General features: G+C 54.0%; 12 protein-coding genes. 5 read left to right on the forward strand and 7 right to left on the reverse strand.

Annotation, left to right across the window (positions count from 1 at the left end):
• Nucleotides 1-21: 21 nt before the first annotated feature.
• From MLD04_RS02795 to pilB, 7 genes are read right to left on the reverse strand one after another with little or no spacing between them, the layout of a single operon-like run.
• Nucleotides 22-2,373: a response regulator gene (locus MLD04_RS02795; RefSeq protein WP_248154560.1), complete on the reverse strand. Its 2,352-nt coding sequence runs from the start codon at nt 2,371-2,373 to the stop codon at nt 22-24.
• A 42-nt stretch (nt 2,374-2,415) separates the two neighbouring features.
• Entirely contained in the window at nt 2,416-3,159 is a 744-nt protein-coding gene (gene tsaA / locus MLD04_RS02800) for a tRNA (N6-threonylcarbamoyladenosine(37)-N6)-methyltransferase TrmO (RefSeq protein WP_248154562.1), read from the reverse strand.
• Nucleotides 3,160-3,161: 2 nt separating this feature from the next.
• The gene (locus tag MLD04_RS02805) at nt 3,162-4,247 is read right to left on the reverse strand and encodes a hypothetical protein (RefSeq protein ID WP_248154564.1); all 1,086 of its coding nucleotides are present in this window, start codon (nt 4,245-4,247) and stop codon (nt 3,162-3,164) included.
• On the reverse strand, nt 4,240-4,839 hold the full coding sequence (gene coaE, locus MLD04_RS02810; RefSeq protein WP_248155385.1) for a dephospho-CoA kinase: 600 nt from the start codon (nt 4,837-4,839) through the stop codon (nt 4,240-4,242). Before coaE ends, MLD04_RS02805 begins: the two co-directional genes overlap by 8 nt.
• Nucleotides 4,840-4,842: 3 nt before the next feature.
• On the reverse strand, nt 4,843-5,718 hold the full coding sequence (locus MLD04_RS02815) for a prepilin peptidase (RefSeq protein ID WP_248154566.1): 876 nt from the start codon (nt 5,716-5,718) through the stop codon (nt 4,843-4,845).
• On the reverse strand, nt 5,718-6,938 hold the full coding sequence (locus tag MLD04_RS02820) for a type II secretion system F family protein (protein WP_248154568.1): 1,221 nt from the start codon (nt 6,936-6,938) through the stop codon (nt 5,718-5,720). Before MLD04_RS02820 ends, MLD04_RS02815 begins: the two co-directional genes overlap by 1 nt.
• A gap of 2 nt (nt 6,939-6,940) precedes the next feature.
• Entirely contained in the window at nt 6,941-8,656 is a 1,716-nt protein-coding gene (gene pilB, locus MLD04_RS02825) for a type IV-A pilus assembly ATPase PilB (protein WP_248154570.1), read from the reverse strand.
• Nucleotides 8,657-9,040: 384 nt separating this feature from the next.
• Here pilB and MLD04_RS02830 point away from each other — a divergent pair, with 384 nt between their 5' ends.
• The 5 genes from MLD04_RS02830 (at nt 9,041) to MLD04_RS02850 (ending at nt 15,856) form a co-directional block, all read left to right on the forward strand.
• Nucleotides 9,041-9,553 (forward strand): pilin, encoded by a 513-nt coding sequence (locus tag MLD04_RS02830; protein WP_282451707.1) that lies wholly within the window; start codon nt 9,041-9,043, stop codon nt 9,551-9,553.
• 170 nt (nt 9,554-9,723) lie between these two features.
• Complete coding sequence (locus MLD04_RS02835; protein WP_248154572.1) at nt 9,724-11,259, forward strand: O-antigen ligase family protein; 1,536 nt, start codon at nt 9,724-9,726, stop codon at nt 11,257-11,259.
• A 176-nt stretch (nt 11,260-11,435) separates the two neighbouring features.
• On the forward strand, nt 11,436-12,797 hold the full coding sequence (locus MLD04_RS02840) for an MBL fold metallo-hydrolase RNA specificity domain-containing protein (protein WP_248154574.1): 1,362 nt from the start codon (nt 11,436-11,438) through the stop codon (nt 12,795-12,797).
• An 86-nt stretch (nt 12,798-12,883) separates the two neighbouring features.
• Nucleotides 12,884-13,651 carry a 3'(2'),5'-bisphosphate nucleotidase CysQ gene (gene cysQ, locus MLD04_RS02845; protein ID WP_248154576.1) on the forward strand — a complete coding sequence of 256 codons (768 nt, stop codon included), beginning with the start codon at nt 12,884-12,886 and terminating at the stop codon, nt 13,649-13,651.
• A 729-nt stretch (nt 13,652-14,380) separates the two neighbouring features.
• Nucleotides 14,381-15,856 carry an ABC transporter permease gene (locus MLD04_RS02850; RefSeq protein WP_248154578.1) on the forward strand — a complete coding sequence of 492 codons (1,476 nt, stop codon included), beginning with the start codon at nt 14,381-14,383 and terminating at the stop codon, nt 15,854-15,856.
• Nucleotides 15,857-15,864 lie beyond the last annotated feature (8 nt).

Genomic DNA, 15,864 nt, shown 5'->3' on the forward strand with positions numbered 1-15,864 from the left:
GCCGGCAGACAGCGACTGGATTCACGATGCTGCCGATGCGGGGCAGTATTGTTCCAGTACTGCCCGCAACATTTCAATATTGACAGGCTTCGCAACGAAGGAATCCATGCCTGCACGGCGGCATCTTTCCTCGTCCTCTTCCATGGCGCTCGCGGTCAGGGCCACCACCGGGACATGGCGGGTGTGGTGGCTGGCTTCCCACTCACGGAGTCTTCGGGTTGCCTCAAAACCGTCGACTTTCGGCATCACGCAATCCATGAAGATCAGATCAAACGGATGCCATTGCCAGAGTGCGGCCGCGGCCTCGCCATCGTTGGCGGTCATGACATCGCACCCGAGCTTTTCCAGAAGCCGCCGGGTCAGCGTCCGGTTGACCGGATTGTCTTCCACCAGAAGCACCTTCATGCGGCCACAGGGCAATTCACGTCGCTCGGTGGTATCGGTGACCGCCTGCAGGGAGAAGCGGGTCAGGAACCGGCGTTCGTTATTATGGGCGTCCGAGAACAGCTGGTTCAGAATCGGCATCAGGCAGGATTCGCGCAGTGACTTGCTTAGAAACGCATCGGCACCTGCCTGGCGGAAGTGCTCGGCATCGCCCCGCTGCGGGTTGGACGAGAGGATCAGAAGGCGCATATTACTCCACTGAGGGTTGCCCCGGATCTGGCGACAGAGCAGGTCGCTGTCCATGTCCGGCACAAAGCCATCAAGGACGATGGCATCGAACGGTTCCCTGCTGTCAAACGCCTGCCGTATTGAGGTCAGCGCTTCCCCGGCGGATTTGACCGCTTCAATGTGAACGTTATAGCGCGACAGCATTTCCAGTGTGATTTTCCGGGAGAGTTCGTAGGAATCCACCACCAGAATCCGGCGGTCACGGACCATGCGGGTGTCCGGCCGAACCCGTGCCGAACTTTCGGGCGCAATTGGCAGGGTTAACTCTACCCAGAAGGTGGATCCCTCGCCCGGGCGGCTTTCCAGATCCAGTGAGCCGTCCATCAGCTGCACCAGCTGGCGACAGATGGTCAAACCCAGTCCCGCCCCCGGCAGTTGCCGCTGGAACTGCTGGCCAAGCTGTACATAGGGCTCATAGACCAGCGGAATGTCCTCCGGATTGATACCTACCCCGGTGTCTTCCACCGAAAGCCGGAGCCTGGCCTTTTCGTCCCGGCGCCCGAGTACCTCGATGCTGATCAGTACGTGGCCCGAGTCAGTGAATTTGATCGCGTTGGAGACGAGGTTCAGCAGAATCTGCCGAATGCGAACCGGATCGCCCTGCAGTGCCCAGGGGAGGTTTTCGTCGATTCGTAACTCCAGTGCCAGCCCCTTCTCCCGGGCCCGGCTGCCCAGCATGTGCACCAGGTCGTTCAGGGTTTCCCGCAGGTCAAACGGAATCTGGTCCAGAACCAGTTTGCCGGCTTCCATGCTGGAAATGTCCAGCAGGTCGTTGATGATGGCGGAGAGTGATTCCGATGCGTTCAACAGTGTGTTCACATAGTCCCGCTGTTCCTGGTCAAGCGGGGTGTCGGTGAGCAGGTTGGCGTAGCCCAGGACCGATTGCAGAGGAATACGCAGTTCGTGGCTTACGTTCGCCAGAAACTGATTCTTGGCGTGATTGGCGCGTACGGCCTCGTCCCGCTCTCCCTGGGATTGCAGCGTCGTCTGCCGGAGGGAGCGGGTGTCCTCCAGAATCTGCAGGCGCATCTTGTTCAGCGCCTGTTCCAGTTCCGACAGCTCGTCCGGCGCGCGGGGCGCTTTACGCCTCAGGCGAAGGGGCTCGACCAGGGCGTCCAGATTCAGCTTCGCCGCGTAGTCCGCCATGGCCTCGAGGTGCCGTGACAGGGTAAAACGTACGATGAGCAGCAGTCCCAGGGTTCCCAGCATCACGACCAGAGACACGAATAGCAGTGTCAGAAGCGCGGTGCCACGGAGGTCTTTGTGGATCTGCTCGACGGAAGAGACCAGGGTAAGCGTGCCGACCCGTTGGGGCTCCTGGAAGCTGGAGCGATCGAAAATCAGGGGAAAGGTCTGGGAGATGACCCGCCCACTGGGGTAGGTGCCGGTGGAAAATTCCTCGCCGGTCGTTGTAGCCACCTGGGCGTACTGGATGGCAGGGACGGCCTTCATGTCATCAAGGCTGTTGGCCACCTCACTGAAATTCATCAGCCAGAGGTTGTTGCTCATGCCGCCCGATACCAGTTCAGCCGCCTTGGTCTGGGTGTTCATCAGATCGTTCTTGCGTCGGTCAAACTCGCCAATCATCTGGACACCCGTCGCTGCCAGGGACAGGACAAGGCTGAAAAGCAGTACGTAGACGAGCAATCTGGCGGCCAGCGGTCGGACGCCCCATCGCTTTAGAAACCGGTTTGAAGGCAAGACGCAACTTCCCTGTGTCGACTACAAAATCACCAACCGAGTTTAACAGACCGTCAGGACTTCGACACGTTTATCGCTTTCCTCCGTCACGAAGCGGAATCGGACATTGAGGTCGTAAAGATGAGCGCCGTAAATACGCTCCTCGTCCCGGCCACGGCGAAAAGAAGGCCTGGGATCGTAGCCCACCACATCTTCTATCAAGGCTCTGAGATCCGGATAGGCATCTCCGGAGAGCCCGGCAAGCTGAACTTCTGCTTCCTCCAGAAATCGCACCGGCAACCGCTCGGTCGGGGGCGCGCCAGCCCAGCCGAGACTGGCTTCGGGCAGGGCATCGGCGAACGGAAGGTAGGGTTTGATATCGAGAATCGGTGTACCTTCGATCAGATCGTGGTCACTGATCTTGAGGACCAGCTTGCCCTCTTTTCTAATCAGACCCTCATTCCGGACGACCGACAGGCCAAGGCTGTTTGGCCGGAAGGGAGAGCGACTGGCAAACACGCCCATCTTCCGGTTTCCACCCAGGCGAGGCGGACGCACAACCGGTCGCCACTCCGCGCGCACAGCCTCGTGAAACTGGAAAATCAGCCAGAGATGGCTGGCGGTTTCCAGTCCTCGAAACGCGTCTTCCCGATCAAAGGGCGCCTGGATGACCAGTTCTGCGTGCGCATGCTTCGTCAGGCCTGGCTGGCGGGGTACGCCGAACTTATCCTTGAAGCATGAGTGAGTGATGGCCACCGGCGTTAAGGAGAGGGCTTCGTCTGAAGGTCTGGCTAGGTGTCTGGGCATGGTCAGCGTTGTCCGATGGTGCCGGAGAAATACATTTCGATCCTGAAAAGAAGCGATGCCTGGTCGGTAAAGTTTTCATCCCGCGGAAATTCCAGCCCGGGAATAAGTTCGGCGTAAAGCCAGTCGCTGTACACCCGATAGCGCCAGGTCAAGTCTGCGAAAACGGACGTCGTCCGCCAGGAAGGCTGACTTTCACCCAACACCCCGATCCGGGGAATCAACCGGGAGCGGCTATTCAACTGCTTACGGATCGCGAGGATCTGGGCTGCCTTGAATTTCCGGTCACTGTGCACCCATTCCAGCTCCGACGACGAGGAGAAGTCCCAGCCATCGCTCAGGTACCGGCTTGCGCCGAACCAGGTCCGGGCACCCCATCCGCTTTGATGGTAATAGTAGACCCGTTGGCGAGTGCCAAAGGTCCAGATCGGGCCGGGCTGCCAGGATTTGCGGGCGGTCATGCGCCAGAAAGCGTCCGGGGGCAACCGTAAACGACCGCCAATGTCCGTGGAAAAGTTGATGGCATCACCCACCAGGGTCAGATACCGCAGTGCGCCTGTGGCCTGGGTGCTGGTGCGGTCAGGTTCCGTCAGTTGTCGATCCCGCTGGCGCTCCTCCAGGGGGATCTGCTCCTCGCTCTCGCTCTCAATGACGAGCCGGAGTTTGCGGCGGGTGGTTGGGATGTCCAGGCGAAAACGGGCTTCCGGTTCAAACTGTGCGGGGTTGCTGTATTCCGACTTGGTGGCAAAGCCGAGACGAAGGTAGCTTTCGTTGTTCGGCAGGGACTGGGTGGAACCGGACAGTGTCCGATCAGCCCAGGCGCCGAGCCTCTGTATGCGGGGGCCCTGGATACGTTCCTGGCGGATAACCCAGTCGGTAAAGCTGGTCCAGTAGGTATCCCGCGGTTCCGCCCAGTATTCATCCGGCGTGAAGGTGTAGTCGATGAGCGGGGCGTTCTCAGGTGAGAGACGCTCGGAAATCGGCTGTTCCCGGATGTCGAACACCGGTTCGGCAGCAAACGCCGGCAGGGTCATCAGTGACAGAAAACATGCAAAGCCGGCGGGGGCCAGCGGCCGAAATTTTTCAGTCAAAATCCACCAGGAAACGGTTGTGCAGATCAAGAACCTGGCGCTCCACTTCGTTCATCGGACGATCATTGTCGATGACATCGTCGGCCCGCTCAAGACGTTTCTCCCGGGAAATCTGGGCGGCAACGATCCGTTCCACCTGATCCCGCGCATTAGCATCCCGAGCCATGGTGCGCTCGATCTGAACGGACACCGGCACGTCGACCACGACAATACGGTTAACCAGATTGTGCTGGTCGGTCTCCAGCAACAACGGTGAAACCAGGAGTGTATAGGGCAGCTCATAATCGGCCGGTCGTAGCTGGCGTATCAACTCGTCCCGGATGATGGGATGCAGCAGCGACTCCAGCCAGGCACGTTCTGATGGATCATTGAACACAATCTGCCGGAGCCCAGCGCGATCCAGGCTGCCCTCAGGCAGGAGAATCCCGGTACCGAAATGCTCTGCGATGCTGGCCAGTGCCGGGGTTCCCGGCTCCACCACCTCTCGGGCAACATCATCCGCATCCACCCAGTGGACCCCGAGGCTGCCAAACAGCCTCGCCACCGTGGATTTTCCGGATCCGATGCCTCCCGTCAGACCAACGACAACCATCAATCAGACTCCGAGGAAGGCAAACCAGAAGGTCTTGATCTGGGGGCCGAACCACAGGCACAACAGACCCGCGGCAGCCAGGTATGGCCCGAACGGAATCGGAACCTCGCGACCATGCTTGCGGAAAACCATCAGGGCAATACCAACCACGGCGCCGACGACCGACGACATCAGGATAACCGCGGGCAGCAATTGCCATCCGAGCCAGGCACCGAGCGCGGCCAGCAATTTGAAGTCTCCGTGGCCCATGCCTTCCTTTCCGGTCACCAGCTTGAACAGCCAGTACACGGACCAGAGCGACAGATAACCGGCAACCGCACCCCAGAAGGCGTTGGTAAACTCGGTCAGGCCGCCGAAATAGTTGAGGATCAGGCCCAGCCAAAGCAGGGGCAGGGTGATGTTGTCCGGCAGCAGCTGGGTGTCGAAATCGATCACTGTCAGGGCGATCAGACACCAGACGAGTACCAGGGCCCAGAGGGCGGTGGTGTTCGCCCCGAGAACCGCAACCGTAACCACGGAGAAAATGGCGGTCAGTGCCTCAATGAGCGGGTAGCGTGGGGAAATCCCGGTTTTGCACGAGGCACACTTACCACGAAGCACCAGATAGCTGACAACAGGAATGTTTTCCCAGGCCCGGATCCGATGACCACAGGAAGGGCAAGTTGAAGCCGGCTTTGACAGCGTTACCGGCGCCTCAGTCTTGCGGTCCTTTTCCGGAACCTCCAGGAACTCTTCACACTGGCATCGCCACTCCTGATGCATCATCTTCGGCAGCCTCAGAATGACGACATTCAGGAAGCTGCCTATGCAGAGTGAAACCAGTGTGATAGTCAGGTACAGCAGCCAGGGTGTGGCGAAAAATACATCCAGTAGTGCCATCAACCCACAACCTGTCCCATCTGGAAGATTGGCAGGTACATGGCGATGATGAGACCGCCAACCAGGACACCCAGAACCGCCATGATCATCGGTTCCATAAGGGCCGTGAGGTTATCGACCATGTCGTCGACGACGGCCTCGTAGTGCTCCGCTACCTTTGCCAGCATTTCGTCGAGATTACCCGATTCTTCGCCGATGGCTGTTAGCTGAACGGCCATGACGGGGAAAATGTCTTGTTGACGCATAGACGCCTGAAGTTGAGTACCGCTGGATACGTCGCTTTTGATTCGATTAATCGCTTCTCGATACACCGCATTTCCTGTCGCACCTGCGACGGAATCGAGAGCATCGACCAACGGGACCCCTGCGGCAAATGTTGTGGATAGTACTCGTCCAAATTTTGCTACAGCTGACTTATCCAAAATCTCGCCGACAACAGGCATCTTGAGGATGTATTTGTCAACCAAATCTGAAAATTTTTGGGACCGTCGGCGCATTTCCTTGAATACGAAGATTACACCAACAATGCTTAAAAGCACGACAAACCACCAGCTTTGTAGCCATTCGGAAAGACGCACGACCATCTGGGTAAATACCGGTAGATCCGCACCAAATCCTTTAAAAAGGCTCTCAAATTGTGGAACTACCTTGACCAAAAGAATGGCGGTCACGATGATTGCCACAACAATTACTGCCACAGGGTAGGTCATTGCCTTCTTGACCTTTTTCTTGAGAATTTCGGTTTTCTCAAGGTAAGTGGCAATTCGGTCCAACATTTGTTCCAGGGCACCAGCTTTTTCACCGGAGTCGACCAAATTGCAGTAGAGATCATCAAAGTGCTTCGGGTGTTTGCGCAACGCACCTGCGAAACTTGTCCCTGAGGCAATGTCGTTGCGAATATTGGTCACGAGCTCCTGAAGCCCTTTGTTTTCGAGACCGTCAGCGACGATATCGAAACTTTGTACAAGAGGGACGCCTGCTTTCATCATTGTCGCCAACTGGCGAGTGAGCATAGCAATATCAAATGGCGTGATCTTTTTGCTACCGCCAAACAATGGCTTAGGCTTTTTCTTGACCTTGTCCGGAATAATGCCCTGTTTACGGAGCTGGGCCTTGACCAGTGCCAGATTGGCACCTGTCAGCTCTCCCTTGGTCTTGTTGCCCTTGCGGTCTTTGCCTTCCCAGATGAAGGAGTCTAACTTCTGAGCTTTTTCTGCCATGCTTAATCCTTCGTCACGCGATTTGCTTCCTCAAGGCTTGTCACGCCCTGAATGACTTTCAGGAGGGCGGACTGGCGCAAGTTCTGGAAGCCTTCTGCCTGAGCCTGTTTTGCAATTTGGATGGAGCTGGCCTCTTCCATAATCATGTTCGCCAGCTCATCGGTTATCTTGACCACCTCATAAATACCGACGCGACCTTTGTATCCTCCATTGCATTTATCACAGCCCGTGGGGCGGTACAACGTGAAGCCTGTATCAATTTGTTCTTGTGTGAACCCCTCCTTCAAAAGCACGTCCTGGGGAATGTCTGCTGCTTCCTTGCAACTGTTGCACAGTCGGCGCCCGAGGCGCTGAGCAATGATCAGGCTGACCGATGTGGCGATGTTGAAGGCCGGTACCCCCATGTTCATCATCCGGGTCAGGGTTTCGGCAGCGCTGTTTGTGTGGAGGGTAGACAGAACCAAGTGCCCGGTCTGGGCTGCCTTGATGGCAATGTTAGCCGTTTCGAGATCCCGGATCTCACCCACCATGATGACGTCCGGATCCTGACGCAGGAACGCCCGAAGAGCTTCGGCGAACCCGAGCCCGACTTTCGTATTTACGTTGACCTGGTTGATGCCCTCCAGGTTGATCTCCGCCGGGTCTTCCGCCGTCGAGATATTGCGTTCATTGGTGTTCAGAATGTTCAATCCGGTGTAGAGGGAAACGGTCTTACCCGAGCCTGTGGGGCCGGTCACAAGAATCATGCCTTGGGGCTGTTCCAGTGCCGCCAGGTACATTTCCTTCTGATCCGGTTCGTAGCCAAGCACATCGATACCCAGCTTTGCCTGGCTCGGATCGAGAATCCGCAGAACGATCTTTTCTCCCCAGAGCGTCGGGAGGGTGTTGACCCGGAAATCGATGGCCTTGGTCTTGGACAGCTTCATTTTAATCCGGCCGTCCTGGGGAACCCGCCGCTCGGAAATATCCAGCTGAGCCATAATTTTTACGCGGGCTGAAATCTTGGGGGCCAGTTTGATAGAGGGTCGTGAGACTTCCTTCAGAATGCCGTCAGTCCGGTAACGAACACGGTAGATCTTTTCGTACGGCTCGAAGTGAATGTCGGAGGCTCCGCCCCGAATTGCATCAAGCAGCATTTTGTTGACGTATTTCACGATAGGGGCGTCATCAACCTCGCTGGCGGTAACGGTGCCTTCATCCTCCTGTTCACCCCCCTCTGTTTCCACGCCCTCGAGATCTGCGTCCTCCAGATCTCCCATGGAGGTGTCCTGGGATTCAAGATATCGATCAATAGCTGCCCGGAGTTTCGCTTCGTCGACGAGAATCGCATCGGTACTCAGCCCCGTGTTGAACTTGATCTCATCCAGAGCCTGGATGTTGGTCGGGTCGGAGACGGCGATAAAGAGTCGATTTCCTCGCTTATAAAGAGGCAAGGCGTTGTGTTTCCGGATCAGCTTCTCATCGACCGCCTTCTCCGGGAGCATCTCGGGGAGGAAGGCATCGAGGTCCAGGACTGACATCCCGAATTCCATGGCCGCTGAAAATGCCAGCTTTCCGCTGTCGGCCAGGTTGTTCTGTGTGAGGTAGGTAATCAGTGGAATGCGATTCTGGGATGCCTGGATGAATGCGTCCTTGGCCGTATCTTCATCAAGGATGCCGTCGTCAACAAAGCGGCGGGCCAGGCCTGTGAGCGTCACGTTGGATTTGTTTGTCGCCATAAATGAGGTCAGAAATGCGTTGTAAGTGTCTGAAACCGGAATGGGTGAATTGATCAGAGTTTAGATGGACTGGGTTGCTTTGGAAAGACGATGACGCTTTTTGTTGATCTGATTCAATGGGCCACTTCTGCTTTCAGGCTACATGACGTGAAAATGAAGGTGACGAAAAACGTCAGAGGGTGACCCTGTTTGGCGGTATTCGCCTTGAGTGCAATCGTGTGATGGATTTCACGAAAGCCTCCAGGCTACTGAATTTGCTGGCGGAAATTTGTTCTCTCATAATTGGCACGAAGAATGCTCTACTCTCGTCAGGCTCAAAACCGGTCGGGGTGGAATCTTCGACCCGGGCCATGACGAGTTGATCAACGACAAACGAGGTCGATAATGAAAAACATGCAAATCAATCACGCTCAGAAAGGTTTTACGCTGATCGAACTGATGATCGTTGTGGCGATCATTGGTATCCTGGCTGCCATCGCGATCCCTCAGTATCAGGACTATATTGCCCGCTCCCAGGTTAGCCGTGTTGTAGGCGAAGTAAGCAGTCTGAAAACCAACGTTGAAGATGCGCTGATGCGGGGCGCGACGATTGTTGAAGGTTATAGCGACGATTTGTCCACGACGCCTATTAAAATCGCATTGGGCTATGATGCTGACAAATCCAATCTGCTCGATCCTAATAGTGGTACCAACGGTGTTACGATCTCTGCCGGTGATACTGCTGCACCGACAATTGAGGCGTTCATGGGCGGCGATTCTTCAGCTGCAGTAGCTGGTGCGGTCGTGACTCTGACTCGGACAGCGTCAGGAAACTGGTCATGTGCTATTACTGGCAAGACTGATGGCACCGATGGTTGGAAAGACAGCTACGCTCCTGCAGGTTGTCCGGCATCCTAAGCTAAGCCCTTCGATATTTGAAATGGCTTAGCTAGTTAGCTAGCTGTAAAAAAACCTCCGCCTCGGCGGAGGTTTTTTCTATTTGTCTAAGGCATCTATTTTGTTTTTGAACTTTTAGCGATAAAAAGTAAACGTTTACTCTAAAAAACCGTTTGAAGACTAAAAAAATAATGATGTCTAAGCCAAAACTAATGAATTTTGACAGGAATTTTGATGACTTAGCCGGAAAGCTTGTGGGGCTCGGTTTTCTGGTTGTTTCGTTGCTAGTCTTTCTTTATGTACTATTCATTGATTTTATACCTTCGGTTTTTGGAGGATATGCGGATCAAAGGGTGTTGCTGTGCTTCTTGTTGGTTTTCCTCCCCGCAGCATGCCTACTTATCCTTACCTATAAATCGGGTGTATCGTATATTCTCAGAGATCTAATGCCTCTGTATGTTCTAATGTCCGCGTTTTTTATTGGTGCATTTCTTTTTTCTGAGACGCCATTTTCATTAATTGAGTCAGGCCTTTACGTACTGTATTTTCTTTGTTTTGTGTTGTTCGGGAGAACCATTTTAGTTGTTGGATCCATTTCTTTTTGCTTAGATGTTTTTTTCATTATTGCTTTCTTTGCGTGTTTTTTTTATGGCGCAATGACGATCACTGTATACTTTTTTGCGATTACTGATAATTTCGCGAAAATTGATGATGTTATTCCTTGGGGTTTTGTAAATATTCGATATTGGAGTCACGTTGCGACATGGCTTTTGCCACTGTTTCCGTTGTTTCTTTCAGTGGATAAGCTGAAAGGCAATAAATTGTGGCGGATCGGAGTTGAATCTACCGCAGCGATTTGGTGGTGGATCTTGCTCCTGTCATCTTCCAGAGGCTCTATTCTTGGTATCGTGTTTTCTTGTGTTATTGTTTGGTTGTTCATGGGAAAGGCCACCCTACCTTGGTTAAAGAGCCTTTTGAGATTTGCGTTCTGGGGAATGCTCGCCTGGCTTGTTTTATCAGTTCTGATTCCAAGTATCGTCTTTGATGAAATCCAGGTTCGTGGAATCAAGAGTGCTAGCTCTGGGCGATGGCCATTATGGCAAGAAGCTTGGGCTATGAGTCTGCAGAACTTTCCCTTTGGGATGGGTTCCCAAGCTTGGTTGTGGCATGACACGATCACCGATACCTATAAAGCAGCCCCAAAATTCGGTCACCCTCATAACATGTATCTGATGTGGGCCGCGGAATATGGGTGGCTCTCAATAATGGGATTGGGGGTGCTCTGTGCATTTGCTTTCCGCAATTTACTGCCCAAATTCTCGCTGACTCGAGCGGGTTTAAATCCTGATGGCAGTGTGTTGATTGCCTTTTTAGCTTCAGTCTCGGCGGCTCTATTTCATGCTGGTGTTTCTGCTGTGTTTTTAGCGCCTGGCTCGATGTTAATCGGCCTACTGATTCTCTCGTTGTTTTGGGCTATTTCACTACCCAATGAAAACCGATCAGAAAGAAATGGTTTGGACGTTCGATTCCCAGGGTATGGGCTTTTGTTAGTTCTTGCTTTTTTAGTGTTTTCTGGGTCCTGGTTTTTAGACGTTCTAGGCTATGAAAAGGCAATGGAGAGAGACTGGATTACATATCAAAAAAACAGCTCAAATAGGCCTTTGCCGAGATTCTGGTTTCATGGCAATTTTCCTCGCCATGCTAGTCCAGCATTTCCGGAACGGTAATTTTTAGTTCCAGGCCAAAGCTAAAGTCGTCGTGCAAGGGGCGGGATTCCGGATACAAACTCAGTAACTGTATAATGGTTTAGAGGTTGCCGCCTCTCATTTTGACCCCGGTCTGGCGCCCACCCCCTGATTATGCGTTAAGCTTCCCCGAACCAGTATCAAAAAAGGGACTCGGTATGAAACTTCGCTTTCTCGGTGGCACCGGAACGGTCACTGGTTCCCGCTATCTGCTGTCTGACGAAAAACACCGCCTGTTGATTGATTGCGGCATGTACCAGGGCGTGAAAACCCTTCGGCGCAGGAACTGGGCAAAATTTCCGGTCGATCCGTCAACCATTGATGCCGTGGTTCTGACCCATGCACACATCGATCATTCCGGTTATTTGCCGGCTTTGGTCAAGAATGGATTCAAAGGCAAAATCTATTGCACCAAGGCCACCCACGAGTTGTGCAAAGTCCTTCTGCCCGATGCCGGCTTTCTGCAGGAGGAAGATGCCAAGTACGCGTTCCGGAAAAAATTCTCCAAACATGAAAAGCCGGAGCCATTGTTTACGGAGAAAGACGCATGGGAAGCTCTGAAGCATTTTGAGTCTCTCCACTATCATGAGGCCTTTCAGCCGGTTAAAGGCTTTGAAGTGAGTTTTACGCCGGCCGGCCATATTCTCGGCTCCTCCTGTGTCCATGTCACTCATCGTGAGTCGTCCCGTACGATTGTCTTCAGTGGTGATGTAGGGCGTCAGCATGACCTGATCATGCGTCCGCCGGAGCCTCTCCAGAAAGCCGATGTGCTGATTTGTGAATCCACCTACGGCGACAGGGAACATCGGGACTCGGATCCGGAAAAGGAACTGGAAGATATTGTTACCCGAACGGCTGGTCGTGGCGGTATTGTGCTGATGCCGGCATTTGCGGTTGGTCGAGCCCAGATGCTTCTGTACGTGGTGCATAAGCTGATGGGGGAGGGGCGCATTCCCAAACTACCAGTGTTCCTGAACAGTCCGATGGCCATCAAAGCCACAGAAATTTTCTGTAAGCACCATAAAGAACATAAGCTCAATACCCTCCAGTGCGAATTGATTGACGACAAAACCGAATTCGTCAGAACCGTCGATCAGTCCATTGAACTGGATGGGGTTCGTTATCCCTGCATCATCATTTCGGCCAGTGGCATGGCGTCCGGCGGTCGAGTGCTGCATCACCTGAAAACGCTTCTGCCCAATCCCAGGAACAGCGTCGTATTCGCCGGCTTCCAGGCGCCCGGAACGCGGGGCGACGCTCTGGTAAGCGGCGCAGACAAGGTGAAAATTCATGGTGAGTACTGGCCTGTAAAGGCAGAGATCCACAACCTGGACTCGCTCTCCGCGCACGGAGACTATCGGGAGATACTCGCCTGGCTGGAGCAGGGTAGTCTGAAGCCTGAAAAAGTGTATGTGACCCATGGCGAAATGGTCGCCAGCGACACGATGCGTAAACGTATCCACGAGACCTTCGGTTGGCAGGCTGAGGTGCCCGAGCTCTACGAAGAGGTGGACATCTAAGCGGTAATTTTCTTCTCAGATCACTGCGGGACCTGTGGTGAATTTTGATACCATAGATTCAAACTCAGAAGCAGGAAGCACCACCGATGCATTACAGCTCCATCCTCCCGGATGTTATCAAGGTGGCGGATGCCGCCAGTGAAAAAGTCCTTCACATCTATGAGTCTGACTTCAAGGTCCAGTACAAGGACGATAAATCCCCGATTACGGCAGCCGATGTCGCCAGTCATGAAGAGATTGTGCGGGGCTTGCGTAACATCAGTCGGGATATTCCGATACTGTCCGAAGAAGGGAAGAGCATTCCCTGGGAAGAGCGTAGACATTGGCATCGGTTCTGGCTCATTGATCCAATTGATGGCACCAAGGATTTCACCCAACGTACGGGCGAATTCACCGTCAATATTGCCCTGATCGAAAATGGCGAGCCCGTTATGGGCGTTGTCACTGCTCCGGCGCTTAAGGAGGCGTATTGGGGGCTCGTGGGCGAGGGCGCCTACAAACGGGACCGCACTGGGAAGGTTCATCGCATCCGGGTCGCCGAGCCAAAGGATGCGAAGCGGGTGGTCGCCAGTAAGAACCACCTGAACGAGGAGACGCGGCAGTTCATAGACACTCTGGGCGAACATGAGTTGGTTCAGGCGGGCAGCTCACTCAAATTCTGTCGGATCGCCGAGGGGCACGCCGACATATACCCGCGCCTAGGTCCGACCTGTGAGTGGGATACGGCGGCTGCCCATGCGGTCCTTTTGGCCGCGGGTGGGCGCATAGAGACCCTGGAAGGTGAGCCGCTGAAGTACGGCAAGGAAAATGTCCTGAATCCGTTCTTTGTCGCAGCTGGCGGTTGGTACTTCTGAGTTTATGACATAGTATATTTTGCAACTGACGCAAAACAGCGGATTCTCGCCGGTACCAATCAAGTTTTCCATACACGCCAGTTTCAAATCGACCGAAGACAATTTTTATTCACATTTCGGAAGTGGCAGGCAGTTAGGTTCGGTCTGCCTTGGGCGAGACTGCAAAAGGTCGCCGACACTTGTCCTGGTGAAAGGCTTTATGAAGAATTGCTAATAGGAAATCATGCACTGGCGACGGTCCACCGGCTTATTATGAAGGTTAGGGAATCCTGTCTGGGCTGGGGCTAATTCTATAGCATTCTCAAGCAGATTCAGGAGGCTTTCAAGTCGTTTGAGTGTCAGAAAGTTCTTCATCGCTTAAGATAGAATCCCAGGAAGTTTATTTCATCACTTTACAACTTTTAACGGTTTTAAGTAATTGATTTTGTGTTAAAAAAAGATTAACCCCTTGCGTGTGGGGAAAGTTTACGTACACTCACCAACCTGTCGAAAGACTGCAGGGCGTTTGGAAACATGAACCTCATGCCTTTAAACGAATGATAGTTGCTCGCTTCAGAGTACTCTGTGTATTTCGCTAGAAGTGTTGAAAAAGGCGTACCTGAAATATTGGGATTCGGAGCAGATCGCTAATTATCTGCGAACTCGCTGTTGACATCCTAATACGCGCTAACATGGCGAGACGGAGTGAGACCTTATCTAATGCATCGTAGAGAACCAGCTGGAGTGGGCGTGCAAGCCGATTTGAACGAACGAACCACGCCGGATGCAGGCAGCCTGAGTCAATGGGCTGTGAGTGCCGCCAATGATCGGGCCTGGGATGAGGCAGCCAGTCGCTGGGCGCTGGTCAGAAAGCTTTACCCTCAGCATGCGCCGGGATGGGTGCAGGGTGCTATTGCCGAGCGTGAGTTGAAAAATTATGCGCAGAGCGAAGCGTTGCTTGAGCATGCGAAGCAGGCGTTCCCCGGGAATCCTAATGTGCTTCTTCAGTGGGCCGAGCTGCATATAGTTGAGCAGCAAGCCGATCTCGCGTTGGAAAAGCTCAGGACAGTAGTGGACGCGTTTCCAGATGACATGGCCGGTTATGCCAGGCTCACAGACGTGCTGGCGACGCTGGGCCGCTTCGATGAGGCGGCTAAGGTAAACCAGCGTGTGCGAGAGCTTTTTCCCGACCGGCCTCGCGGCTGGCAGCAATACGCCGAACTCGCAATGCAGCAAGAACGCTGGGCAGAAGCCCTGACGCGTTGGTCCATGATGCGGGAGCGCTTTGCCAATCACGCCGCCGGGTATATGCGTGCCGCTGTAGCGGCGGAAAACCTTGGCGACCGGCGTTTGGCCAAAACGCTCCGACTGGCGCGCGAATACGGTAATGCCTGGCTGGAGAGCACGCTTGGTGGCGATAGCCGAGCGACGGCTCATCGTGTGAACCCGCCTCAGCGCCGGGGTATGCTGCAGTTCATAGAATTGGTCTGGACGAAAGCTCGGCTGAATTTAAAGAGTGAGGCCAACCAGAATTATCTTCGCTACCTCTGGTGGATCATCGATCCGTTGCTCTATATGGCGGTGTTCTACGTGGTTTTTGGTTTGCTGCTAAACCGGGGGGGCGATAATTTTGTGGTGTATCTTTTGTCCGGCCTGGTGCCGTTCCAGTGGTTTGCCAAAACGGTACAGCTTGCTTCCGGGTCCATTATTGCCGGCAGTGGGCTAATGCATCAGGTTCGCATCTCGCCGATGTTCTTCCCCCTCGTGATGATTGTCCAAACGGCGGGGAAGCAGCTACTCGTCTTTGGAATGCTATTTCTATTTCTGATGCTGTACGGTTTGTACCCGGGTTGGCACTGGGTAGGTCTGGTTCCTGTGATCGTGACGCAACTGATTCTCACGGTGGTTGTGTCTGCCGCTGTCGCCATGATTATTCCGTTCGCCCGCGATATTGCCAATTTGATTCCAACGGGTCTCCAGTTTGTGATGTTTATGAGTGCAGTATTTTACAACACTGACATTGTCCCCGATCGATGGCGAACAGTATTTTTCCTCAACCCCATGGCAACTCTGCTGGAGCAGTATCGAGTCGTCCTGCTCGACCAGCAATGGCCGGTGTGGTCATCCCTGGGATGGGTGATGCTCGGCTCTGGGTTGACGTTATTGGTCCTGCTGGCCGCCTACCGTCGGTTGGCGCCAATTTATCCGCGCGTAGTTCTTGAGTAATTGTCCGT

It is taken from the genome of Marinobacter koreensis, from assembly GCF_023156285.1.
Taxonomy (GTDB): domain Bacteria; phylum Pseudomonadota; class Gammaproteobacteria; order Pseudomonadales; family Oleiphilaceae; genus Marinobacter; species Marinobacter koreensis.

Coding starts and splice junctions, on each gene's coding strand:
- MLD04_RS02840 (WP_248154574.1), top strand. CDS start 11,436: ATGAAACTTCGCTTTCTCGGTGGCACCGGAACGGTCACTGGTTCCCGC.
- MLD04_RS02820 (WP_248154568.1), bottom strand. CDS start 6,938: ATGGCAGAAAAAGCTCAGAAGTTAGACTCCTTCATCTGGGAAGGCAAA.
- tsaA (WP_248154562.1), bottom strand. CDS start 3,159: ATGCCCAGACACCTAGCCAGACCTTCAGACGAAGCCCTCTCCTTAACG.
- pilB (WP_248154570.1), bottom strand. CDS start 8,656: ATGGCGACAAACAAATCCAACGTGACGCTCACAGGCCTGGCCCGCCGC.
- MLD04_RS02835 (WP_248154572.1), top strand. CDS start 9,724: ATGATGTCTAAGCCAAAACTAATGAATTTTGACAGGAATTTTGATGAC.
- MLD04_RS02815 (WP_248154566.1), bottom strand. CDS start 5,718: ATGGCACTACTGGATGTATTTTTCGCCACACCCTGGCTGCTGTACCTG.
- cysQ (WP_248154576.1), top strand. CDS start 12,884: ATGCATTACAGCTCCATCCTCCCGGATGTTATCAAGGTGGCGGATGCC.
- coaE (WP_248155385.1), bottom strand. CDS start 4,839: ATGGTTGTCGTTGGTCTGACGGGAGGCATCGGATCCGGAAAATCCACG.
- MLD04_RS02830 (WP_282451707.1), top strand. CDS start 9,041: ATGAAAAACATGCAAATCAATCACGCTCAGAAAGGTTTTACGCTGATC.